Here is a 22,120-nt window from a genome sequence, read left to right as displayed (position 1 = left end):
ATGAAAACGGTGCTGCGTGTGTCGTCGACGATGCTCAGGGGTGTGGCGGTCGTGCTGGGCGTCCTGATCGTCAACTTCTTCCTGGTCCGGCTCGCGCCCGGCGATCCCGCGCTGGTGCTCGCCGGCGATGCGGGCTCCGGCGACGCCGCGTATGTCGAGCGGCTGCGCATGCAGCTCGGGTTGAGCCGGCCGCTCGTCGAGCAGTTCGCGCTGTATCTGCGCGGGCTCGCGCACGTCGACTTCGGCTTCTCGTACCGGAACCAGTTGCCCGTGCTGCAGCTCGTCGTCGAGCGGCTGCCCGCGACGCTGCTGCTGATGGCGGCCGCGTTCGCGGTGTCGGTCGCGGTCGGCGTGACGGCGGGCGCCGTCGCCGCCTGGTGCGAGTCGCGCGACGGCGCATGGGCGCGCCGCGTGTCGCGCGCGATCGGCGCGCTGTCGGTGATCGTCTACGCGACGCCGCTGTTCTGGTTGTCGCTGATGAGCGTGATCGCGTTCTCGGTCGTACTCGGCTGGCTGCCGTCGTTCGGCATGGAAAGCGTCGGCGCAGGCTACACCGGATGGCGCCACGTGCTCGACGTGGCCGCGCATCTCGCGCTGCCGGCGGGCACGCTCGGGCTCGTCTACGCGGCGATCTACGTGCAGCTGACGCGGGCGGCGATGCTCGAGGTGATCGAGCGCGACTTCGTCCGGACCGCGCGCGCGAAGGGCGCGTCCGAGCCGCGCGTGATGATTCGCCACATCCTGCGCAACGCGCTGCTGCCCGTCGTCACGCTTGGCGGCCTGCAGCTCGGGCAGCTCGCCGGCGGCGCGCTCGTCACCGAGATCGTGTTCGCATGGCCGGGGCTCGGCGGGCTGATGTACGACGCGCTGCTGCAGCGCGACTATCCGGTGCTGCTCGGGTTGCTGGCCGTCGTCGCGGCGCTGGTCGTCGTGTTCAATGCGCTGACGGACCTGCTGTACGGGCTCGTCGATCCGCGCCTCCAGTTGCCGGAGGCGCGATGACGAGCCGCTTCCTGCGCAGGTTCGCGCGCACGCCGGGGGCGCCTGCCGGCATGCTGTTGCTCGCGGTGGCCGCGCTCGCCGCGCTGACCGCGCCGCTGTGGCTGCCTTCGCCGTGGAGCATGGGTGCCGAGCCGTTGATGCGGCCGCTGCTGCGCGCGAGCCATCCGCTCGGCACCGACATGCTCGGGCGCGACGTGCTGGTCGGGATCCTGTGGAGCACGCGCGTGTCGCTGTTCGTCGGCCTGGCGGCGACGGTCGCGACGTTCGCGCTCGGCGTATCGATCGGCGCGCTTGCCGGCTGGCGCGGCGGGTGGGTCGACCGCGTGCTGATGGGCATCACGACGCTGTTCCAGACCGTGCCGCAATTCGCGGTGGCCGTCACGATCGCGGCCGTGCTCGGCGCGTCGCTCGAGTCGACCATCGTCGCGATCGCCGCCGTGTCGTGGCCCGCGATCGCGCGGCTCGTGCGCGGCGAGTTCCTCGGGCTGGTGCACCGGGAGTTCGTCCTGGCGGCCCGGCTTGCCGGCGAGTCGCCGGGGGTGCTGGTGTGGCGCCAGATCCTGCCGCACGTGTGGCCGCCGCTCGCGGTGCTGGCCGCGCTGATGGTCGCGACGGCGATCCTGACCGAGTCGGCACTGTCGTTCCTCGGGCTCGGCGATCCGTCGCAGATGAGCTGGGGATTCATGATCGGCGCGGCCCGCAACGTGATTCGCGACGCATGGTGGCTGAGCATCTGGCCCGGCCTCGCGATCGTCGCGACCGCGCTGGCGGTCAATCGCGTCGGCGAGGGGGTGCGTCATGCGTCGGCCGTCACGGAGCGCGCGCGATGAACGGCGCGCCGCTGCTGTCGGTCGAGCGGCTGACGCTCGCGTTGCCGCCCGGCGCGGAGCGTCGCGACGCGGTGAGCGACGTGTCGCTGACGGTCGCTTCGGGAGAAGTGCTGTGCGTGGTCGGCGCGTCCGGATCGGGCAAATCGCTGCTCGCGGCGTCGCTCGCGGGCCTGTTGCCGCGCGGCGTCCGGCATGCCGGCGGACGGATCGTGCTGCGCGGCCGGGACCTGTCTCGATGCACCGACGCGGCGTGGCGCGCGGTGCGCGGACGCGAGGTGTCGACGATCTTCCAGGACCCGCAGGCCGCGCTGAATCCGCTGATGACGGTCGGCGCGCAGATCGACGAGGTGCTGCGCGTGCATCGCGTGCTGACCGGCCGTGGCGAGGCCGCGGCCCGCGCCGCGCGCGTGACCGCTTTGTTGCAGGACGTCGGGTTGCCGGACCCGGAGCGGTTGCGGCACAGCTATCCCGATGCGCTGTCCGGCGGGCAGCGGCAGCGCGTGATGATCGCGATGGCGTTGGCGCTCGAACCGGCGCTGCTGATCGCGGACGAACCGACGACCGCGCTCGACGTGACGACACAGGCGCGCGTGCTCGCGCTGATCGCACGGGCGGCCCGCGCGACCCGCGCCGGCGTGCTGCTGATCACGCACGACTTCGGCGTGGTCGCGCAAATCGCGGATCGCGTCGCGGTGCTGCGCGACGGGGAACTGGTCGAGAGCGGCCGGGCGGCCGACGTGCTGCGCGCGCCGCGTCACCCCTATACGCAGGCGCTGCTCGCGGCCGTGCCGCAAGGCCGGGTCACACCGCGCGTCGTCATCCGCAGCGGCGTGCCGTTGCTCGACGTGCACGGCCTCCACAAGCGCTATGCGGCGCGCCGTGCGCTGCCGTTCGTGCCCGCACGCGGCCGGCGCGGCGTCGATGCGCTGGTCGATGTCGGCTTCACGCTGCATGCGGGCGAAACGCTCGGCATCGTCGGCGAATCGGGCTCCGGCAAGTCGACGCTCGCGCGCGCGCTGCTGCGGCTCGCGCGTGTGGATTCGGGCCGCATCGTGCTGCGCGGGGAACACGATCTCGCGCGCCTGACGGAAAGGGCGCTGCGCCCGCTGCGGCGCGAGATCCAGATGGTGTTCCAGGACCCGTACGCATCGCTGAACACGCGCCAGACGATCGCGCGGATCGTCGCAACGGGCCCGCTCGCGCATGGTGTCGAACCGGCTGCCGCCTATCGGCACGCGGCTGAGCTGATGACGCTGGTCGGCCTGCCGCCGGAAGCGCTCGACCGCTATCCGCACCAGTTTTCCGGCGGCCAGCGGCAGCGCATCAGCCTTGCGCGCGCGCTGGCGCTCGATCCGTCGATTCTCGTTGCCGACGAGATGGTGTCGGGCCTCGACGTGTCCGTGCAGGCGCAGGTGCTCGAGCTGCTCGCGGCGGTACAGCGCCGGCGCGCGATGGCGATCGTGTTCGTCACGCATGACCTGCGCGTGGCCGCGCAGATCTGCGACCGGATCGCGGTGATGCGGGCGGGGCAGGTGGTGGAGCTCGGCGACACCGCCCAGATTTTCGGCCGGCCACGCCATCCTTACACGCGCGAGCTGATCGATGCGATGCCGGTATTGCCGCCGCGTGCGGCCGCAGCGGAACGCGCACGGCACGCGCAACCCATCGACGAGGAGCAGCCATGAGTTCCGTATCGACCCACGCGGCCGGTTCGGCCGTCGTGACCGGCACGCCGGTCGAGGTGCGTGCCACGCGCACGCTGAGCGTCGCGCATCGCGCGGCCCCGCCGGGCTCGCCGCATGCGGGCACCGTCGTGTTCTTCGCGCACGGCGGGGGCGGCAACAAGAACCAGTGGCGTCGCCAGTGGCGGACGTTCGGCGACGCCGGCTACGGGCTCGTCGCCTGGGATTTCCTCGGCCACGGCGACAGCCCGCGGCCGCATGCGGGTGGCGGCGCGTACCACGGCGAAGAAACGTTACGCGACTATCTCGCGCTGTTCCACCGCTACAAGGGCACGCACAACGTGCTGGTCGCCCATTCGCTGGGCACCGGCAGCACGCTCGCGCTGCTCGAACGGCTGGCCGGCCTAGGGCGACTGCACGAGGTGAGTGGCGCCCTGTTGCTTGGCACGCAGCTCGCGCGCCCCGTGTCGCGGCAGTCGCCGTTACCGGGCTGGTTGCTCGAATGGATCAAGCCGGTGTTTGCACGGCGGTTCCGGCGGCTTGCGTGGCATCCGGATGCGGATCCGGCGCTCGTCGCGTACGAGTCGCGTATCGCACGCGGCAACCGGATGACGACGTTCCAGGCCGTTTTGCGCGATGCGCCGTGGCCCGATGCCGCGCGGCTGGCCGCGCTCGACTTGCCGGTGACGGTGCTGGCCGGCGATGCCGACGGCCTGACGCCGCCGGCGGGCGGGCATGCGCTGGCCGATGCGTTGCCGGACGCGACGTTCGACGTTCTCCACGCGTGCGGCCATCAGCTGATGCTGGAGCAGCCCGACGCGGTGAATGTCGCGTTGCTTGCATTGCTCGAACGCGTCGCGCACCCGGCCGCGTCGGCATGAGCGACGGCGAGCGGGAGGATGCGCGGGGTAAGCAGGATTCGGCTGGCATGCCGGAATCCCGCCGTTGCCTGCATGGTTCATGCGTATCGGCTGGCGGCGCGGCCATCAGCCGATTTTCACCATTTTCGCTCCCGACGGCGGGGCAGGTCGCGCGGGATGTTACGCCGATCTGCGGCGCCTGCGGGACATGACCCCGCCGGTTCCGGGACGGGGCGACGGTTCGTGAGGAGGCAGTCGATGTCTGAAGTCGCAACTTCGTTGGATCAGCGTGATCGTTTTGTCTACGTGTCTGCAAAGGATCCGCTTGCCCGGCCGCTGTTTGACGAGCTGGCGTACGAATACAGCAGCCGTTACGCCGCTTATATTCCGGAAGAAGAGCTTGGCAGGGAGCTGGTGCGCTATCCGGCCGAGGCGTTTGCACCGCCACAGGGTGCGTTCCTGCTGCTGTTGAGGCACGGGCAGGCGATCGCGGGCGGTGCCTTCATGCGCCATCACTCGCCGGGTACCGCGGAGTTCAAGCGCATCTGGGTCAGCCGGATTCACCGTCGCCAGGGATTGGCGCGGCAGGTCCTCGCCGAACTCGAGGCGCAGGCCGCCCGACAGGGCTACACGCGCATCCATCTGGGGACCGGGCCACGACAACCCGAAGCGGTCGGGCTGTATCGGTCCTCCGGCTATACGCTGCTGTCGTCGCACGATTTCGGCGAGGACGCGCCTCCTGGCGTGCTGTTCGAAAAACATCTGCTTCCGGTGCAAGCCGTGCATCCGGGCAATCGTGAATGACTCGACGCTTCGGGAAGCGATGCACGTGCCGGTGCGCGATGATCGTGCGGCGCCCGTGACTCGGAAGCGATCATCCGGCCGGACCGGGCGACGTGGTCGAGCTTGTCGTGTGCATCGTTCGTCGGACACAGAAGTGGGCGCCGGCGCGAACAGCGCGCCGGGCGTTTGCGTGGCGATGGGCTTCGCCGCGCGCCCCGATCCGATGATGGTCACACCTGCGGTGCCGGCGTATCGATGCCGATACGACTGCCGGCTGGCGGCGCATTTTCAGCAGCAGGTGCCGACTGGATACGAACGCGAGCGCGGCCATTCCCTGTTTCATCTTTTCGGGACGTTATCTATCGCATGCCAATCAGTTTCAAGTGAGAGACAGTTACCTCGGCGTTACTTGGTATTTTTGTTGTTTACGATATGTAATCCTGATTATATTTTTTGTGTGAATAACGATTTCGAAAATGCTTGGTTTTCGCGTGAATGATTGTCGCGCACCATGACATGAATCGATACACCGATGTACACGTGTCGAACGAAACATTCATATGGGAAAAATTGAGGCAGATGAATCAATGCATCTGACGTATCAGTGACTGATGAAGTAATCGACACCTCCCCGCTCGACCCGATTGCCAAGCCGTTGTTTGATGAATTGTCGATCGAGTATTCCACGCGCTACCAGGATTTTCACGCCATGTCGCCGCAAGTCGTGCGGGATGAACTCCTGACGCACCCGGTGGAATTGTTTGCACCGCCCGAAGGCGCTTTTATCCTGATTCGACGGGAGCATGAAGTCGTCGGCGGTGGCGCCTATCAGCGCTACGACGAAACGACGGCCGAGCTCAAGCGCATCTGGGTGCATTCCAGTGTGCGTCGTCAAGGTCTGGCACGCCGTATCGTCGCAGAACTCGAGTCGCGCGCGTTGCGGCACGGGTATCGCAGGGTCTACCTCACGACCGGATTTCGTCAACCGGAAGCCGCGAGCCTCTATCTCGGCGCAGGCTACGAGCCGCTTTACGATCGGGCGATCGCGACGGAGGTGCATTGGCGGTTGCCTTTTGCGAAGGATCTGCTCGCACCGGGGCGTACCGATTCGCTGCGGGATCTGAAACCGGATGGCCCGTTGGGCAGGCCGTTCTGAACCAAACGAATGAACACTTCAATGGGGTATCGAAAGATGAATCGTCGTCGCGGGATCTTCTCGGCCTTGTCTTGCGCGTTTGCCGCGATGGTATTGGGGTGGGGCGGCATGGCGCAGTCGGCGACGTCGTTCAACCTGAGCCCGGATCAGCATGACCGCCCTCGGGCCACGCCGGCCGCGGAAGCGATCAAGCTGATTCCGGGGAACTTCCGGTTCGTCGAAAAGGGCGTGCTGACGGTCGGGATCGCGGTGGCGGCACCGCCGATCAGCGCGTTCGCGACGGATGCGAAGACCATCGTCGGGGCCGACCCGGATCTTGCGCAACTGGTCGCGGACGAACTCGGCCTGAAGCTCAGGCTCGTGCCGCTCGCGTGGGCGGACTGGCCGCTCGCCGTGGCGTCCGGAAAGGTGGACGCCGTGCTGTCGAACGTGACCGTGACCGAGGCGCGCAAGCAGAAATTCGACTTCTCGACCTATCGTCGCGACGTGCTGGGCTTCTACGTCGAGCAGGGCAGTTCGATCAGGCAGATTCGCGAACCGAAGGATATCGCCGGACTGCGCATCATCGGCGACTCGGGGACCAACCAGGAGAAGATCCTGCTGGCCTGGGACAAGGAGAACGTCGCGCATGGCTTGAAGCCGATTCACGTGCTGTATTACGACGATCCGTCGGTGCGGATGCTGGCACTCGTATCAGGGCGCGTCGATGCGATTTTCAGCGTCAATGCCGGCCTGGCCTACCAGGAGAGCCAGGGCGCGAAGATACGACTGGTCGGCACGGTCAGCGGCGGATGGCCGCGCACGGCCGAAGTGGCGGTCACCACCCGCAAGGGAAGTGGTCTCGCGGATCCGGTGACTTACGCGATCAATGACCTGATTCGGAACGGCAAGTATCGACAGGTGCTGGAGCGCTGGAATCTGGGCAGCGAGGCGATCGAAAGAGCCGCGACGAATCCCCCGGGGCTGCCGGATCTCTGAAGCGGCGTGACGGGCTGAAGGTCGTCCATCACATGCCATCGTTTCCTGACAATGATACGTATTCCTGATGATGTGGCTGTCGCACGGGCAGCATCTCATCGACAATGAGCGGAGAAATCATGCAGCACATTCGGGGCGAAGGGGTTTCGCTGAAGACGCGCAGAACGGTGATGTCGGTTGCGGTTGCGGCAGGCGTATTTCATGGTGCGGCCTGGGCGCAGGAAGGCGTGAAGGACGACGGGGCCGCAGCGGTCGCGGTGCCTGCAAGCAGTGCGACCGCGCCGGTGCCGGCGGCTGCGCCGGTTTCGGAGAGCCCGGTGAAGGTGCAGGACCGGGTGGTGATCACGGGTTCGCGTACCGAGACCCGTGCCAGCAAAAGCCTGACGCCGATCGACGTGATCGGGGGCGATCAGTTGCGCGCGACCGGGCAGGCCAACCTGCGCGATGCGCTGGTGAAACTGTCGCCGTCGATCACGAAAACCACGTACTCGGGCGATACCGGCGTACTGACCGACACGCTGTCGCTGCATGGCCTCTCTCCCGACCACGTGCTCGTGCTGGTGAACGGCAAGCGCCGCCATACGACCGCGAACATCACGCTCGATCCGGGCCTGAACCAGGGTTCGACCGGCGTGGACATCGATACCATTCCGGTCGGCTTGATCGACCATATCGAAGTGCTGCGGGACGGTGCATCCGCGCAGTATGGTTCCGATGCCATTGCCGGTGTGATCAACATCATTCTGAAGCGCAACGCGCGCGGCGGCGAACTTGACTCGACCAACGGGCAGACTTATTCGGGTGACGGTTTCAAGACGAGTGAGTCCGCCACCATCGGCCTGAATCTCGGCGACAAGGGCTTCCTGGACCTGAGTGCCGGATTCGACCGGCAGAATCATACGATCCGCACCGGTCCTGACGATTACTTCGGGCGGTTTCCTCAAGGGCAGGGCTACTACAACCCGATCCTGGGCGACCCGGCGAGCTCGCGCGAAACGGTCGGCTTCAATGCAGGCTACTACCTCGGCGACGATGTCGAGCTGTACGGCTTCGGTACCTATGCGCACCGCAACGGCGATGCGTACCAGAACTACCGCCCGCCTTCGGTTCTGCCGCAGGTCTACCCGAACGGGTTCGTACCGGTCGAAACGATCAACGAGAACGATTATTCGATCACGGCCGGGGTCAAGGGAAAGAACCTGTTCGGCTGGGCGTGGGACCTGAGCACGACCTACGGTGGCGATTACAACGTGTTCGGGATGCGCAATTCCGCCAACACGGGGTTGTACGCCGCACAGGGATCCACGCCGACCACCTTCCATCTGTCGTCCGTCGGCAATACCCAGCTGACGAACAACCTCGATTTGTCGCGGGCGTTCAACGTGCCGCTGCTGCCTGCGCCGCTGAACGTCGCGGTGGGCGTCGAGCAGCGTCGCGAAACCTACACGATCCGCGGCGGAGACCAGGCGTCGTGGCTCTACGGCGGTTCGGCCGCGTTGCCGGGCCTGGCTCCGGTGAGCGCGAGCGACATCTCGCGGAACGTGATCGGCACGTATGTCGATCTGTCGACTTACCTGACGCCGAAATGGCAGGTGGCGCTCGCCGGTCGCTACGAGCACTACAACGACGTCGGCGATACGACCAACGGCAAGGTTTCCACGCGCTACCAGTTCTCGCCGGCGGTGGCGGTGCGCGGCAGCGTGAGTTCCGGTTTTCGTGCGCCGTCGCTGGCGCAGGAATCCTATACCAGCGTGACGACGTCGCCCGCGTCCGTCGGCGGCATCCTGGCGACGACATCGCCAGGCGCACGCCTGATCGGCGCCCAGGCACTGAAGCCTGAAGAGTCGACCAGCTACAACTTCGGGCTGGTGCTCAATCCGGTGCGCGATCTGCAACTGACGATCGATGCCTACCAGATCAATATCCGGAACCGGATCGTGCTCGGCGGCACGGCATCGGGCGCTTCCGCCATTGCCGCGCTCGAAGGCGCGGGCCTGACGGTGCCGGGATCGGTGCCGGCGTCGGCGGTCAGTGCGAGCTACTTCACCAACGGCGCCAACACGCGGACGCGGGGGATCGACCTGGCGGGTACGTATCACACGAGTTTCGGACGGTATGGCCAGGTCGACTGGGATTTCGGGGTGAACCTGAACACGACCTCCGTTACCCATATCGCCAATGGGTCGAACGGCAAGCCCTCGCTGAACGGGCAGCAGATCGCCTCGCTTTCCACGACGACGCCGAAAAACAAGATCATCGTCGGGGGCACCTGGCATCTCGACAAGTGGGCAATCACGCTGCACGAGACGCGCTATGGCAAGACTTCCGGCGAAGCGACGTACATCGTCGGGCCGAACGCGTTCTCGACCTCGCAATTCGTTCATTTCGAGGACGCCGCGCGGTACATCACGGATGTCGAGGTGCGCTATGACGTGACCAAGTCATTCCAGATCGCGGCCGGTGCACAGAACCTGTTCGACGTGCGTCCGACCAAGCTGCCGTATGAAGCGCAGCTGGAAGGCGCGCAGTACAGCGGCGGCAGCACGATCGGTGTCAATGGCGGTTTCTATTATCTTCGGGCCCGCTATCTGTTCTGATCCACGGTCGATATGCATAGCAGAAATGACCGTAACGAGCGGATGACGCGTTCTCCATAATGGAAATCTGCTCGGCATTCTCAGCTGCAATGCTCACCGCTTGAAGACCTCATGAAGCGGGTGAGATTGCGTTCTAGCAAGGTTGAGTTCCATGTCCTATTCCCTGTCGATTCTCGATAAGAGCCCGATTGCAGAAGGATCGAGCGCGCATGACGCGTTGAATTTCACGATCGCGCTTGCCAGGCGCGCCGATGCGCTCGGCTACAAGCGCTACTGGATCGCGGAGCACCATGGCGCCGCGGGTCTCGCCAGTTCGGCGCCCGAGATTGTCGTGTCGCATTTGCTCGCGCATACCACGCGGATTCGAGTGGGTTCGGGCGGCGTGATGCTCCAGCACTACAGTCCGTACAAAGTGGCCGAATCGTTCCGGGTGCTGGCTTCGCTCGCGCCGGGGCGGATCGACCTGGGGGTCGGCAAGGCGCCCGGTGGCCTGCCGCTTTCGACGCGCGCGCTGCAATGGTTTCACGACACGGCGAGGAAGCCGGATTTCGCCGCGCAACTCGGCGAACTGGATGCGTTCCTCGGCGCGGGCGTGCCTGCGGATCATCCGCTGGCCGGTGCGGTTGCCGGGCCGAACCCGCCGGAGCCGCCGCAGCGCATCCTGCTGGGCGGTAACCCGGAGAGCGCCGAGCTGGCCGCGCGCCACGGCTGGCAGTTTTGCCATGCAGGCCACTTCAACGGTGACGTCGCCAATCTCGAGCGGTCGATCGATGTCTATCGCAAGGCGACCGGCCACGCGCCGCTGCTTGCACTGTTCGCGGTGGCCGCGCACTCGTCCGAGGAGGCGAAGCGCCAGGTCGGGACGCTGAAAATCTTCAAGCTGCGATTCGGGAACGGGCAGGGCGTCAATCTGCCAAGCCGCGAAGCGGCGACCGATTTCGCGCGGCAGATCGGCGTCACCGATTTCCGGGTCGACGAACTGCATCCCCGGGTCATTGCCGGGACGCCGGGAGAGGTGCGTCGGGAGCTGGATGCGCTGCACGAGCGCTTCGGGATCGACGAATTCGTCATCGACAACCCGGTGGCGGACTACGCGAAGCGCCTGGCATCGATCGAGGCGCTGGCCGGCGTCGAGCAGCAGGTCGCGGCCTGACGGCTGCCGATCGTCCTTTCATGATGACGACTTGCCGCGCCGCGCAAGCCGCCATGCAACCGCAGAGACTGCGTGACGGATCGACCAGAAATGCGTAAAGGCAGCGTGATGAACGATATTTCCAGGATGGCCGGCAGCGCGCATTTCGTTCCGGACAATACGTCGCTGGCAGCGCCGGACTACGCGCACGACCGGATCGTGCCGGCCCGGTATCCGGCGCGAACGGCAGGCACGATTGCCACGATCGCGCTGATCGTGTTCGTCCTGCATTCGGTGCTGGGCAACCCGCACTGGGGCTGGCCCGTGTTTGCCCGGTGGTTCTTCTCGGAGGCCGTTCTGGCGGGGCTGGGGCAGACGCTGCTGCTGACGGCGCTCGGTGCGGTGCTGGGCTTCGCGCTGGCCATTCCGCTCGCGCTGGCGCGACTCTCGCGTTCGCCGCTGCTGTCGTCTTGCTCGTGGGCATACATCTGGCTGTTCCGCTCGATCCCGACGATCGTGCTGCTGCTGTTGCTGAACAATCTCGGCTATCTGTACGACACGGTCAGGCTGGGCATCCCGTTCACCCACGTCGTATTCCTGCAGGGCCCGACCACGGACCTGATCACGCCGTTCATGGCGGCCGTGCTGGGGTTGACGCTGGCCCAGGCCGCGTTCGCCGCGGAGGCGATTCGCGGCGGCATTCTGGCGGTCGATCCCGGGCAACGCGAGGCCGCGGCCGCGCTCGGCATGCCGCGCTCGCGGCAGACCTGGCGCATCGTGCTGCCGCAGGCGATGCGGGCGATCCTGCCCGCCGCGTTCAACGATGTGATCGGTCTCGCGAAGGGGACGGCGGTTGTCTATATCCTCGCAATGCCGGACCTGTTCTATACGGTTCAGATCATTTACCACCGCAATCTGGAAGTGATTCCGATGCTGATGGTCGCCACCGTCTGGTATTTGGTGATCCTCACCGTCCTGTCGGCGATCCAGGTTCATATCGAACGCTACTACGCTCGCGGTGCAACCCGAGACCGTGGCGCCGCGCCGTTTCTGTCCGGTTTCCTGCGTCAAGGCCGTCTTGTCGGCAACGCGCCGGTTCGACGGTCGTCGGGGGCGATCGATCGACGGAGCCACGACGGCGCATCGAATGCGGAGGAAACCGGGTGGGCGCAGCAGCGCGTCGGCGCGGCCGTCGGGATTCATCGCGTGTCGAAGCGTTTCGGGACGCTCAAGGTGCTCGACAACGTGTCGCTATCCATTCCGTCGGGCAGCGTCACCGTCATTCTCGGGCAGTCGGGTTCGGGCAAGTCGACCCTGTTGCGCACCATCAACCATCTCGAGCGGGTGGACGACGGCTTCATCGATATCGACGGCGAACTGGTCGGCTATCGGCGCGACGGGCGCACGCTTTACGAACTCAAGGAAAAGGACATCCTGCGCCGGCGTGCCGAGGTGGGGATGGTGTTCCAGAGCTTCAACCTGTTCCCGCATTTGACCGTTCTCGAGAACGTCGTCGAGGCGCCGGTGGCCGCCGGTTTGCCGCGCGCCCAGGCCGAAGACGAGGCACGTGCGCTGCTGGCCCGCGTCGGCCTCGCGGACAAGGTCGACGCATGGCCGCGTCAGCTGTCCGGCGGGCAGCAGCAGCGCGTGGCGATTGCCCGTGCGCTGGCCCTCAAGCCCAAGGTGTTGCTGTTCGACGAACCGACTTCCGCGCTCGACCCGGAGCTCGTCAACGAAGTGCTCGACGTGATTCGTCAGCTTGCCCGCTCCGGAACCACGCTGATCGTCGTGACGCACGAGATCGGTTTCGCGCGGGAGGTGGCCGATACGGTCGTGTTCATGGATGGCGGGCGCATCGTGGAGTCGGGGCCGCCGTCGGCGGTGCTCGCGGCGCCGTCGCATCCGCGGACGCGCGAGTTCCTGTCCAAAGTGCTGTCGTAGTCGTGCACTAGGGCCAATGACGAAGGATACGAAAGTGAGCAACGTACGCATTGATCATATTGCCTTCCTGACACCGGGAAATTACCCCGACGAAGACGCGGCAGCGGGATTCGAGCGGACGCTCGACCTGTTCCACACCGGCGAGGCGCTCGGTTACGACAGCGCGTGGGTACGGCAACGCCATCTCGAGCGCGCCGTATCGTCGGCCGCCACGTTTCTCGCGGCGGCGAGCCAGCGCACGACCCGAATCGGATTGGGCGCGGCGGTCATCCAGATGGGATACGAGAATCCATTCCGGCTGGCCGAGGACCTCGCAACCGTCGATGTGCTCTCGCACGGGCGGCTCCACGTCGGGCTCAGCGCAGGCGCGCCGAATCACGGGGCGCTGCTGGGCGAACGCCTGTTCGACACCGATCCCGAACTGGTCGATTTCTCGCACGCGCGGGTGACCCGGCTGCGCCGCAATCTTGCCGGCGACTGGCTCGGCGACGAGGAGACGTTCGTGGAATCGGCCGCGGGCCGGGTCCGGCCGCGCGTGGGCCCCTTTGCGCCCGGCTTGACGGGGCGGCTCTGGTACGGGGGCGGGTCCAGGCGGTCGATCGAATGGGCCGCGAGGAACGGATTCAACCTGCTGATCGGCAATGTGACCACGGGCGAGGGCACCGACAGCTATCTCGACGCCCAGTTGCAGCAACTGGCGCTGTATCGCGGCCATTGGCAGGAAGCCCAGGCGCCGCGTATCGCGCTGGGGCGCGTCATCGTACCGACCGACGGAGCAAGCGCGAAGGAGCGCGAACGCTATGTCGCGTTTGCGGCCGCGCGTCATGCCCGCACGCTAGCGCCACAGGGCGAGCGGCGCACGCTGTTCGCGCCGGATCTCGTCGGCACCTCGGACGAGATCGTCGCGCGGCTGCTGGCCGATCCGGTGCTCGGACAGGTGCGGGAACTGCGCATCGAATTGCCTTACGACCTGCCGTTCGAGAATTATCGGCAGATTCTCGATGATTTCGTGACGCGTATCGCACCGGCACTCGGCTGGCGTCCTGCCGACCGGCGCGAACAGGTTGCGGCTTGACCGGCGGCGCGTATGCGGTCCGGCGAATGCGAACACCGCGCCGGACGCCTGACCCAATTGGTCCTGGATTGAACATGACAACCGCTTCTCCATCCCGGCTCGCGGCAATCGGCCGTCCGCGCGAGTTCGGCAAAAAAAAGACCCACCCGGTGCGTCGCTTCAGCGGCATCGCGATCGCGATCGCGTTGCACCTCGTCCTGATATGGGCGCTCGTGAACGGCCTGGCGACCCGGGTCGTCCAGATCGTCCAGCAACCGATCGAGGCGCGCATCATCGTGCCGGTGAAACCGCCGCCTCCTCCGCCGCCGCCGAAACCGGTCGAAAAGGTCGTGTCGAAGCCACGGGTGACGGCGCCGCCGCCGCCGTTCGTGCCGCCGCCCGAGGTGCACGTGCAGGCGCCGCCGCCGGCCACCATCACGCATCAGGACACGCCGGTCCCGACCGCACCGGTGCACGAAGCCCCACCCGCGCCCGTGCCGGTACCGGTTGCCAAGCCGGTGAACCACGAGATTGGCGTGGTCTGCCCGAATTCGGACGAGGTTCGCGCGTCGATCGTCTATCCGCAGGAGGCGCAGGACAACAACATCACGGGTGACGTTACCGTCGAATTCACCGTCGACCCGGATGGCCGCGTCACGAACCTGCGGGTCGCGCAGCCGGCGGATCCGGTGCTCAATCGTGCGGCGCTCAACGCGGTCAAGCGCTTCAACTGCATTGCCCAGGGGCAATCCGTGCGCGTGCGGGTACCGTTTTCCTTCAACCTGAACTGAGGCGGGCCCGGCGAGGCGGCGGGCGCCACCCACATCCCGAATCGATCCAACATGCATATGGAGTCCTTATGAAAAAGCATTTTCGTGCCGCACTGGCGGCAAGCCTGATGATCGCCGCTGGCGCGGGAGGCGTGCTGGTTTCCCCGCACACTGTGCTTGCACAGGAGAAGGCCGCGACACAGGTACAGACAGCATCCGGTGCATCGCCGACCGTGACGGCACCCGCTGCTGCAAATGGATCGGAACGCCCGCTGCCGCCGCCCGAACCCGCGACGTCGGCCACCGTCGAGAACCCGTACGGCCTGGGCGCCCTGTGGTCGAACGGCGACTTCGTCGCCCGCTTCGTCCTGGCTCTGCTCGTGGTCATGTCGCTCGGCAGCTGGTATGTCATGGTGACCAAGTTCATCGAGCAGGCGCGTGCGAACAGCCGCGCGAAGTCGGCCGACGAGCAGGTCTGGAACGCGCCGACGCTGGCCGAGGGCACGGCCCAGCTCGACGATGCATCGCCGTTTCGCTTCATCGCCGAAAACGCGATCGAGGCGGGGGAGCACCACGACACGGCGCTGCTCGATTCGGTCGACCGCAATACCTGGATCGAGTTGAACATCGAGCGTTCGATTACCAACGTCTCGAACCGCCTGCAGGACGGCCTGGCGTTTCTGGGTACGGTGGGTTCCACCGCGCCGTTTGTCGGGCTGTTCGGTACGGTGTGGGGGATCTATCACGCGTTGACGGCCATCGGCATCGCGGGCCAGGCGTCGATCGACAAGGTCGCGGGGCCGGTGGGCGAGGCGCTGATCATGACCGCGATCGGTCTGGCCGTGGCCGTGCCGGCGGTGCTCGGCTACAACTTCCTCGTGCGCCGCAACAAGTCCGTGATGGAACGTGTGCGCAACTTCGGCGCGCAACTGCACACGGTATTGCTCGCGGGCGGCAGACGGACCGCGGGCCGTATTGCGCCGCAAGCGGCCCAGGCGCCGCAGGCGCTTGCCGTGCAACCCTGAGCGGAGTCGGCCATGGCAATCAGCGTTGGCGGTGACGACAACGACGAGGTGATCTCGGCGATCAACACGACGCCGCTCGTGGACGTGATGCTGGTGTTGCTGATCATCTTCCTCATCACGATCCCGGTGGTGACGCACACGATTCAGGTTCAGCTGCCGGCGGAGCGGGTCCAGCCGCTGCAGACGCAGCCGAAGAGCATCGAGATCGCGGTGAACCGGCAGGGCGACCTCTTCTGGGGCACCGAGCATGTGGACCTTCATACGCTGGTGTCGCGCCTGAAAGAGATTTCGTCGCAGACGCCGCAACCGGACGTGCATGTGCGCGGCGACCAGGCGACGCCGTACCAGTACATCGGCCAGGTCGTCACGGCATGCGAGCGGGCCGGTGTCGTCAAGGTCGCCTTCATCACGGAGCCGCCCGCACGCGGGGGTTAAGGAGTTCGAACGATGGGTATGAACGCAGGCTCCGCAGGGAGCAAGGACGAGCCGGACGTGATGGTGGACATCAACACCACGCCGTTGATCGACGTCATGCTGGTGCTGCTGATCATGTTGATCATCACGATCCCGATCCAGATGCATTCGGTGAAGATGAACCTGCCGGTGGGGAACCCGCCGCCGCCGCCACATCCGCCCCAGGTGGTACAGATCGACATCGGCGCGGACGGATCGGTCAACTGGAACGGCGCACCCGTGAACGGGCCGGCAGGGCTCGCGGCGAGGTTCCGTGAAGTCGTGGCCGAAGCCGACCAGGACGAGATCCGGTTGCGTCCGGACAAGGCGGCGCCTTACCGCGCGGTAGCCGAGGTGCTGGCGTCGGCCCAGCGCGAAGGCGCGACGAAGATCGGTCTGATCGGCAACGAGCAGTTCACGCAGTGAGCCGTCGAGAGACCGTCCCCCAACCGAGTCACTACTTTCCATTCGACATGAGCGACGCAAGCACATTGACGCACAACGGGCGTTCCAGGCAAATTCACCTCGGCGCGACGATCCACGGGCCGGGCGGTCACTACGCCGGGTGGCGCCATCCCGACGCGGTGATCGACGCGAGCATCAACCCGGACTTCGCCAAGGACGTGGCCCGCCAGGCCGAGGCCGGCAAGTTCGATTTCGTGTTCGTGGCCGACGGCCTGCACATCAACGCGAAGTCGATTCCGCACTTCCTGAACCGGTTCGAGCCGCTCACGCTGCTGGCGGCGCTGTCGGCCGTGACCGAACGGGTGGGGTTGGTCGGGACCTTGTCGACGTCCTACAGCGAGCCGTTTACCGTGGCCCGGCAGTTTGCGAGCCTCGACCACCTGAGCCGCGGGCGCGCGGCGTGGAATGTGGTGACGTCGCCGCTCGAAGGGTCTGCCCGAAATTTCTCGCGCACGGAACATCCGGAGCACGATGAACGCTACCGGATCGCCGACGAGTATCTCGACGTCACGAAAGGCCTCTGGGATTCGTGGGAGGAAGACGCATTCGTGCGCGATCGCGCGAGTGGGGTCTTCTTCGATCCGGAAAAGCTCCATACGCTCGATCACAAGGGAAAGTATTTCTCGGTCGAGGGGCCGTTGAACGTCGGACGTACGCCGCAGGCTCGTCCGATCCTGTTTCAGGCCGGTGCGTCCGACGCGGGCAAGCAGCTCGCGGCGAAGCATGCGGATGCCGTGTTTACGCACCATTACACGCTGGCACAAGCGCAGGCGTTCTATGCGGATCTCAAGGGTCAGGTAACCGGGCAGGGCCGCGATCCCGACGACCTGAAGATATTCCAGGGAATCGGCGTGATCGTGGGCACGTCGGCCGACGATGCGGAACGGCAGTATCAGGACAGCCTGAAGCTGATCACGATCGACAGTGCGCTCAACCATCTCGGCCGGTTCTTCGAGCATCACGATTTCGGCCAGTACCCGCTCGACGATCCCTTTCCGGAGCTCGGCGACCTCGGCAGCAACAGCTTCCGCAGCGGGACGGACGAAATCAAGCGCCACGCGCGCGAGCGTGGCCTGACCTTGCGCCAGGTCGCACTCGAATCGGCTGCGCCGCGCCCGCGATTCATCGGCACGCCTGCGCACATCGCGGATGGCTTGCAGGAATGGTTCGAGGCGCGCGCGACGGACGGTTTCATTGTCGGCGGCGGCACGCCCACGGCATTTGCCGAATTCGTCGAACAGGTCGTGCCGATCCTCCGGCAACGCGGCCTGTTCCGCGCGGACTACCACGGCACGACCTTGCGCGACCATCTCGGGGTGTCGTATCCGCTCAACCGATACGCCGTGTCATGACCCGGCTGCCGACATCGAAGCGATCCGTGCACCGATCCGGTGAATGACGACATCCGGACGATCGCGAGCCCGGCGCGAAATCGTCGATGTCCGGCGCCCGGGAGCCGGCGACGGCCGCGTAGATGCCGGCGGCGCAGCGATGCCGGCCGAAGCCGGCCGCAGCGCGATTGCTCGAGGGTTCTCCACAGGGTTATGCACGGAAATTGTGGATAACTCGCGGGGGCGTGAAGGGCCGCCGTCGATCCCTGAAGCGAACGCGCACGTCGCAATGCGACATCACGCGCCGAGAATTGCTTTGCTGAAAAGATCGTTTCGTGGCTGTCGCGGAACGGAATAGCATCAAGACCCCTCTCCCTTGGCCACCGCATGCGAGGCCAATCATTGCGACCGTACCGGCCCGATCATGACGACACTGAACGACTATCTCGAACAGAAGCGCGACGCCTGGCTCGCGAAAAAGGACGCCGCCCGCGGCAATCCGGATTTCAAGGCGACCCCGCTGAAAGCGAACGTGCGCGCACTTGGCCGCAGCGGCGTGCGGGAGATCCGCATTCGCGATTTCCAGGTGATCAGCGACAGTCCGCCTGATTTCGCGGGCTACAACCTCGGGCCGGCATCGCCGGAGTTGCAGCTCGGCGTGCTGGGCAGTTGCCTGACGCACATCACGCTGATTCAGGCCGCGGAGCGCGGCCTGAAGATCGACTCCGTCGAAGTCGAGGTGACCGGCGACCAGCATCCGCTCGCGCAGCAACCGGGTTTCGAGCATGTGCCGGTGTTTCCGCACAATCTGCGCTATACGCTCGATATCGTGTCGCCCGAACCGCCGGAGTCGATTCGTGCACTCCATGAGGCGGTCGAGGCCGTGTGCCCGATCTTCAACCTGCTGAGACTGCCGCAGACCATCGACGGCGAGTTGCGACATACGCATGGTTGAAGTGCGCCGGTGCGCCGGTGCACCGGTGCGTTGCGGCACTTAACGTCGCTGCGGCGTGAGCGGGCACGCGCGATACCCGCGCACCCTGTTGGGGCGTCGATGTGACGGAGATGCTTGTCGCACTGGCACGACATGGCGGAGGCGTCGTCCCGGCGCCGAACGCGTACCGGATCGGGGTCGAGAGACGCCGGTGACGAATCAGCCGGCGCGGATTCCGGCTTCGGAGGTTGGATAACCACGCGGGCGGCGCTTCGCGTCGTCGGCACGATCCTGAAAATGCTGGAACGCATCGAGCAGCCGCGCGCGCAGCACGGCCAGCGTCGGGTCGCGCCGATCGCGCGGCCGGGCGACCTCGACGTGGATCGCGTCGTCGATGCGGCCCGGGTTGGGCGCGAGCATCAGCACGCGATCGCCCAGATACAGCGCTTCGTCCAGATCGTGCGTGACGACGATCGCGGCCATCCGGTGCCGCTCGACGACATCGAGCAGCAGCGTCTGCAACCGCATCCGGGTCATCGCATCGACCGCGCTGAACGGTTCGTCGAGCAGCAGCAGGTCCGGCTCGCCGAACAGCCCGCGCGCGATCGCCGCGCGCTGGGCCATCCCGCCCGACAGCGTGGCCGGCAGTTGCCGGGCGACGCCGGCCAGGCCGACTTCGTCGAGCAGCCGGGCGACTGCGGGCTCGCGCCCGCCGCGCGGGCCGGCCGCAAAGCCGACGTTGTCCGCGATCGACAGCCACGGCAGCAGTCGCGGCTCCTGAAAGATCACGCCGACGCGCGGGGACGGGCCGTCGAGCGCGATGCCGCCCACTGTCACGCTGCCGCGGAAATCCGTGTCGAGGCCGGCGACGATCCGCAGCAGCGTGCTCTTCCCGCAACCGCTCGGGCCGACCACGCAGACGATCTCGCCGCGCGCGACCTGCAGCGGAACGTCGGCAAGGATCGTGCGATTGCCGTATAGCTTGCGGGCGATGCGCAGGTCGAGCAGCGGGGTAGCAGCGCCCGCCGCCGCGTGTGCGGAAGGAGGCGTGCTCATGTCGACACCTTGCGTGAGGGGTCGAACGCGTCGCGCCAGCCGAGCCAGTGCGACTCGATGCGCGCCATCGCGCCGTCGGTCAGCTTGCCGAGCAGCGCCAGCAGCAGGATGGCACCGAACACGAGATCGGGGCGCCCGGTTTCCCGGCCGTCGCTCAGCAGGAAACCGAGGCCACGCGTGGCCGCGATCAACTCCGCGGCGACCATGAACATCCACGCGAGACTGAGGCCGGTGCGCAAGCCGGTGACGATCTGCGGCAGCGCGGCCGGCAGCAGGATGCGCCGGAACAGCGCGAGCGGGCCGAGCCGGTACACCGCGCCAAGCTCGACGAGCTTGCGGTCGACGTCGCGAATGCCGGCGACCACCGCGAGGTGGACCGGGAAGAACGCGCCGATGGCGATCAACGTGATCTTCGGCGCTTCATCGATGCCGAGCCACAGCAACAGCACCGGTACCCACGCGAGCGACGGAATCGCGCGCAGCGCCTGGAACGTCGGCTCGAGGAGCGCGTCGATCCGGCGGCTCAGGCCCATCGCCGCGCCGACCACGAGCGCGAGTGTGGCGCCGGCCGCAAAGCCTGCCGCGACCCGCAGCGTACTCGCGCCGACATGGCGTGCCACGCGCGTGATGCCCATATGGACGAGCGTGTCGAAAATCTCGCTCGGCGCCGGGACGAGATGGTCCGGCAGCCAGCCCTGCCGCACGACGACCTCCAGCACCGCGAGCACCGCGAACGGCAGCGCGAGGCCCGCGATCCGCCATCGGCGAAGCGGATCGCGCCGGCCGGCGCGTGGCGAAGCGGGGCGGCGACGCGCGAGCGCGGTGTCTCGGGCAGCGGTGTCGGTCATGGTCGGCCGTCTCAGCGCGAAGCGTCGACGAGCGGGCGCGCGAACGACGGATCGATCAGCGCATCGACGATCTTCGCGGGATCGACGCCGGGCTTGGTCAGCTGTTCGGCCGTCAGGATTGGCGCCGCGGCCTTCAGCGCCTCGCGTTGGGTATCGCCGGGAACGGGATGGCTGAAGTCGTTGCGTTGCAGCTGCAGTTTCGCCACCGGCAGCGAAACCTTCGATTCGTCGGCGACGATCTGCGCGGTATCGGCCGGATGCGCGACGATCCATTGGCGTGCGCGATCGTAGACCTTCAGGACACGCGTGACTGCCTGCGGGTACTGGCTGGCGAATGCGTCGCGGACATTCAGAAAACCATAGGTGTTGAACGCAACGTTGCGATGGAGCAGGCGCGCGCCGTCGTCGAGCTGCGCCGCGGCCATGTGCGGATCGAGGCCGGCCCACGCATCGACCTGGCCGTTCGCGAGCGCGGTGCGCCCGTCGGGATGCTGCAGGTTGACGATCTCGACGTCGTCGCGAGTCAGGCCGACCGTATGCAGCGCGCGTAGCGTGAACAGGAACGGATCGGTGCCGCGCGTCGCGGCGATTTTCTTGCCCTTCAGGTCCGCGAGCGAGCGGATCGGCGAATCCTTGCGGACCACGAGTGCGGTCCACTCGGGGCGGGAGAACACGTAGACCGTATGGATCGGGTTGCCGTTCGCACGCGCGAGCACCGACGCGAGGCCCGCGGCGGAACCGAAATCGACCGCACCGCTGTTCAGGTATTCGAGTGCGCGATTGCTGCCCAGGCTCAGCACCCAGCGGATCGACGTGCGGTCGGCCTTGAATTCGTCTTCGAGCCAGCCGAAGTGGCGGATCACCAGGCTCTCCGGCGAGTAGTACGCGTAGTCGACGCGGATCTCAGCGGGCGTCGCCGCGCGTGCGTGCACCGACACGAGGCTGGCGAACGCGGCAACGACGACGGTCGCGGCTTGCCATGCGCGGGACCAGGACAGCTTCATCGGGATTCTCCGGAAGGGCGGCAAGGTGCCGCGAACAGGCAGGGTGACCGGCTAATGTAACGAAGCAGCGGCGATCCGCGAACGAAGAAATCCGCGATTGAACATGTGCGTTGCTGCTAAGCGCGCGGCGAGCAACTTTATGACGCGGGCCGATTAATTTATCGATTTAAATCGCTTGGGATAACCGGATCGGGAGAACAGAATGCCTGCTGCCGGAAC

Annotated in this window: 21 protein-coding genes; 18 read left to right on the top strand and 3 right to left on the bottom strand. The window is 66.5% G+C overall.

Annotated elements, in window-relative coordinates; all coding sequences use genetic code 11:
* From LGN19_RS14925 to LGN19_RS14835, 18 genes are all read left to right on the top strand, one after another.
* Complete coding sequence (locus tag LGN19_RS14925; protein WP_226215563.1) at window positions 1-1,002, top strand: ABC transporter permease; 1,002 nt, start codon at window positions 1-3, stop codon at window positions 1,000-1,002.
* Entirely contained in the window at window positions 999-1,832 is an 834-nt protein-coding gene (locus tag LGN19_RS14920) for an ABC transporter permease (RefSeq protein WP_226215561.1), read from the top strand. Before LGN19_RS14925 ends, LGN19_RS14920 begins: the two co-directional genes overlap by 4 nt.
* On the top strand, window positions 1,829-3,517 hold the full coding sequence (locus tag LGN19_RS14915; RefSeq protein ID WP_226215560.1) for a dipeptide ABC transporter ATP-binding protein: 1,689 nt from the start codon (window positions 1,829-1,831) through the stop codon (window positions 3,515-3,517). The genes LGN19_RS14920 and LGN19_RS14915 overlap by 4 nt, the downstream gene beginning before the upstream one ends.
* Window positions 3,514-4,395, top strand: coding sequence for an alpha/beta fold hydrolase (locus tag LGN19_RS14910; protein ID WP_122950058.1), 882 nt, complete (start codon window positions 3,514-3,516; stop codon window positions 4,393-4,395). The genes LGN19_RS14915 and LGN19_RS14910 overlap by 4 nt, the downstream gene beginning before the upstream one ends.
* Window positions 4,396-4,632: 237 nt before the next feature.
* Window positions 4,633-5,178 carry a GNAT family N-acetyltransferase gene (locus tag LGN19_RS14905; protein ID WP_226215558.1) on the top strand — a complete coding sequence of 182 codons (546 nt, stop codon included), beginning with the start codon at window positions 4,633-4,635 and terminating at the stop codon, window positions 5,176-5,178.
* A gap of 109 nt (window positions 5,179-5,287) precedes the next feature.
* Window positions 5,288-5,656 carry a hypothetical protein gene (locus LGN19_RS14900; protein ID WP_226215556.1) on the top strand — a complete coding sequence of 123 codons (369 nt, stop codon included), beginning with the start codon at window positions 5,288-5,290 and terminating at the stop codon, window positions 5,654-5,656.
* 156 nt (window positions 5,657-5,812) lie between these two features.
* Entirely contained in the window at window positions 5,813-6,313 is a 501-nt protein-coding gene (locus LGN19_RS14895; RefSeq protein ID WP_226215594.1) for a GNAT family N-acetyltransferase, read from the top strand.
* 36 nt (window positions 6,314-6,349) lie between these two features.
* The gene (locus tag LGN19_RS14890; RefSeq protein WP_226215554.1) at window positions 6,350-7,291 is read left to right on the top strand and encodes an ABC transporter substrate-binding protein; all 942 of its coding nucleotides are present in this window, start codon (window positions 6,350-6,352) and stop codon (window positions 7,289-7,291) included.
* A 119-nt stretch (window positions 7,292-7,410) separates the two neighbouring features.
* A complete protein-coding gene (locus LGN19_RS14885; RefSeq protein ID WP_226215552.1) occupies window positions 7,411-9,888 on the top strand; it encodes a TonB-dependent receptor plug domain-containing protein in 2,478 nt (825 codons plus the stop codon).
* A 151-nt stretch (window positions 9,889-10,039) separates the two neighbouring features.
* On the top strand, window positions 10,040-11,041 hold the full coding sequence (locus tag LGN19_RS14880; protein WP_226215550.1) for an LLM class flavin-dependent oxidoreductase: 1,002 nt from the start codon (window positions 10,040-10,042) through the stop codon (window positions 11,039-11,041).
* Window positions 11,042-11,149: 108 nt separating this feature from the next.
* The gene (locus tag LGN19_RS39585; protein ID WP_264173044.1) at window positions 11,150-12,961 is read left to right on the top strand and encodes an amino acid ABC transporter permease/ATP-binding protein; all 1,812 of its coding nucleotides are present in this window, start codon (window positions 11,150-11,152) and stop codon (window positions 12,959-12,961) included.
* Window positions 12,962-12,995: 34 nt separating this feature from the next.
* The gene (locus tag LGN19_RS14865; protein WP_226215548.1) at window positions 12,996-14,036 is read left to right on the top strand and encodes an LLM class flavin-dependent oxidoreductase; all 1,041 of its coding nucleotides are present in this window, start codon (window positions 12,996-12,998) and stop codon (window positions 14,034-14,036) included.
* Between the two features lie 74 nt (window positions 14,037-14,110).
* Window positions 14,111-14,806: an energy transducer TonB gene (locus LGN19_RS14860; protein ID WP_122950019.1), complete on the top strand. Its 696-nt coding sequence runs from the start codon at window positions 14,111-14,113 to the stop codon at window positions 14,804-14,806.
* 68 nt (window positions 14,807-14,874) lie between these two features.
* A complete protein-coding gene (locus LGN19_RS14855; RefSeq protein ID WP_226215546.1) occupies window positions 14,875-15,810 on the top strand; it encodes a MotA/TolQ/ExbB proton channel family protein in 936 nt (311 codons plus the stop codon).
* Window positions 15,811-15,822: 12 nt separating this feature from the next.
* Window positions 15,823-16,245: an ExbD/TolR family protein gene (locus tag LGN19_RS14850; protein ID WP_174957679.1), complete on the top strand. Its 423-nt coding sequence runs from the start codon at window positions 15,823-15,825 to the stop codon at window positions 16,243-16,245.
* Window positions 16,246-16,257: 12 nt separating this feature from the next.
* Entirely contained in the window at window positions 16,258-16,689 is a 432-nt protein-coding gene (locus tag LGN19_RS14845; RefSeq protein WP_122950016.1) for an ExbD/TolR family protein, read from the top strand.
* A gap of 47 nt (window positions 16,690-16,736) precedes the next feature.
* The gene (locus LGN19_RS14840) at window positions 16,737-18,080 is read left to right on the top strand and encodes an LLM class flavin-dependent oxidoreductase (protein ID WP_226215544.1); all 1,344 of its coding nucleotides are present in this window, start codon (window positions 16,737-16,739) and stop codon (window positions 18,078-18,080) included.
* A gap of 403 nt (window positions 18,081-18,483) precedes the next feature.
* Window positions 18,484-19,014: an OsmC family protein gene (locus LGN19_RS14835; protein WP_122950015.1), complete on the top strand. Its 531-nt coding sequence runs from the start codon at window positions 18,484-18,486 to the stop codon at window positions 19,012-19,014.
* A 198-nt stretch (window positions 19,015-19,212) separates the two neighbouring features.
* On the opposite strand, the gene LGN19_RS14830 is transcribed toward LGN19_RS14835, so the two are convergent.
* From LGN19_RS14830 to LGN19_RS14820, 3 genes are read right to left on the bottom strand one after another with little or no spacing between them, the layout of a single operon-like run.
* On the bottom strand, window positions 19,213-20,049 hold the full coding sequence (locus LGN19_RS14830; protein WP_226215542.1) for an ABC transporter ATP-binding protein: 837 nt from the start codon (window positions 20,047-20,049) through the stop codon (window positions 19,213-19,215).
* Window positions 20,046-20,897 (bottom strand): ABC transporter permease, encoded by an 852-nt coding sequence (locus LGN19_RS14825; protein ID WP_175220978.1) that lies wholly within the window; start codon window positions 20,895-20,897, stop codon window positions 20,046-20,048. Before LGN19_RS14825 ends, LGN19_RS14830 begins: the two co-directional genes overlap by 4 nt.
* 11 nt (window positions 20,898-20,908) lie before the next feature.
* Window positions 20,909-21,901, bottom strand: coding sequence for an aliphatic sulfonate ABC transporter substrate-binding protein (locus LGN19_RS14820; protein WP_226215540.1), 993 nt, complete (start codon window positions 21,899-21,901; stop codon window positions 20,909-20,911).
* Window positions 21,902-22,120: the final 219 nt, after the last annotated feature.

The sequence above is a fragment of the Burkholderia sp. AU30198 genome, from assembly GCF_020419825.1.
Classification (GTDB): Bacteria; Pseudomonadota; Gammaproteobacteria; order Burkholderiales; family Burkholderiaceae; genus Burkholderia.
Note: the sequence above shows the minus strand (reverse complement) of the source record. Positions and strands in the feature narration are given on the sequence as shown.

Bases quoted from the DNA above. Each gene is read 5' to 3' on its own strand.
- LGN19_RS14885 (WP_226215552.1), top strand. From the start codon at position 7,411: ATGCAGCACATTCGGGGCGAAGGGGTTTCGCTGAAGACGCGCAGAACG.
- LGN19_RS14840 (WP_226215544.1), top strand. From the start codon at position 16,737: ATGAGCGACGCAAGCACATTGACGCACAACGGGCGTTCCAGGCAAATT.
- LGN19_RS14910 (WP_122950058.1), top strand. From the start codon at position 3,514: ATGAGTTCCGTATCGACCCACGCGGCCGGTTCGGCCGTCGTGACCGGC.
- LGN19_RS14855 (WP_226215546.1), top strand. From the start codon at position 14,875: ATGAAAAAGCATTTTCGTGCCGCACTGGCGGCAAGCCTGATGATCGCC.
- LGN19_RS14905 (WP_226215558.1), top strand. From the start codon at position 4,633: ATGTCTGAAGTCGCAACTTCGTTGGATCAGCGTGATCGTTTTGTCTAC.
- LGN19_RS14835 (WP_122950015.1), top strand. From the start codon at position 18,484: ATGACGACACTGAACGACTATCTCGAACAGAAGCGCGACGCCTGGCTC.
- LGN19_RS39585 (WP_264173044.1), top strand. From the start codon at position 11,150: ATGAACGATATTTCCAGGATGGCCGGCAGCGCGCATTTCGTTCCGGAC.
- LGN19_RS14845 (WP_122950016.1), top strand. From the start codon at position 16,258: ATGGGTATGAACGCAGGCTCCGCAGGGAGCAAGGACGAGCCGGACGTG.
- LGN19_RS14860 (WP_122950019.1), top strand. From the start codon at position 14,111: ATGACAACCGCTTCTCCATCCCGGCTCGCGGCAATCGGCCGTCCGCGC.
- LGN19_RS14920 (WP_226215561.1), top strand. From the start codon at position 999: ATGACGAGCCGCTTCCTGCGCAGGTTCGCGCGCACGCCGGGGGCGCCT.
- LGN19_RS14925 (WP_226215563.1), top strand. From the start codon at position 1: ATGAAAACGGTGCTGCGTGTGTCGTCGACGATGCTCAGGGGTGTGGCG.
- LGN19_RS14830 (WP_226215542.1), bottom strand. From the start codon at position 20,049: ATGAGCACGCCTCCTTCCGCACACGCGGCGGCGGGCGCTGCTACCCCG.
- LGN19_RS14820 (WP_226215540.1), bottom strand. From the start codon at position 21,901: ATGAAGCTGTCCTGGTCCCGCGCATGGCAAGCCGCGACCGTCGTCGTT.
- LGN19_RS14825 (WP_175220978.1), bottom strand. From the start codon at position 20,897: ATGACCGACACCGCTGCCCGAGACACCGCGCTCGCGCGTCGCCGCCCC.
- LGN19_RS14880 (WP_226215550.1), top strand. From the start codon at position 10,040: ATGTCCTATTCCCTGTCGATTCTCGATAAGAGCCCGATTGCAGAAGGA.
- LGN19_RS14850 (WP_174957679.1), top strand. From the start codon at position 15,823: ATGGCAATCAGCGTTGGCGGTGACGACAACGACGAGGTGATCTCGGCG.
- LGN19_RS14890 (WP_226215554.1), top strand. From the start codon at position 6,350: ATGAATCGTCGTCGCGGGATCTTCTCGGCCTTGTCTTGCGCGTTTGCC.
- LGN19_RS14915 (WP_226215560.1), top strand. From the start codon at position 1,829: ATGAACGGCGCGCCGCTGCTGTCGGTCGAGCGGCTGACGCTCGCGTTG.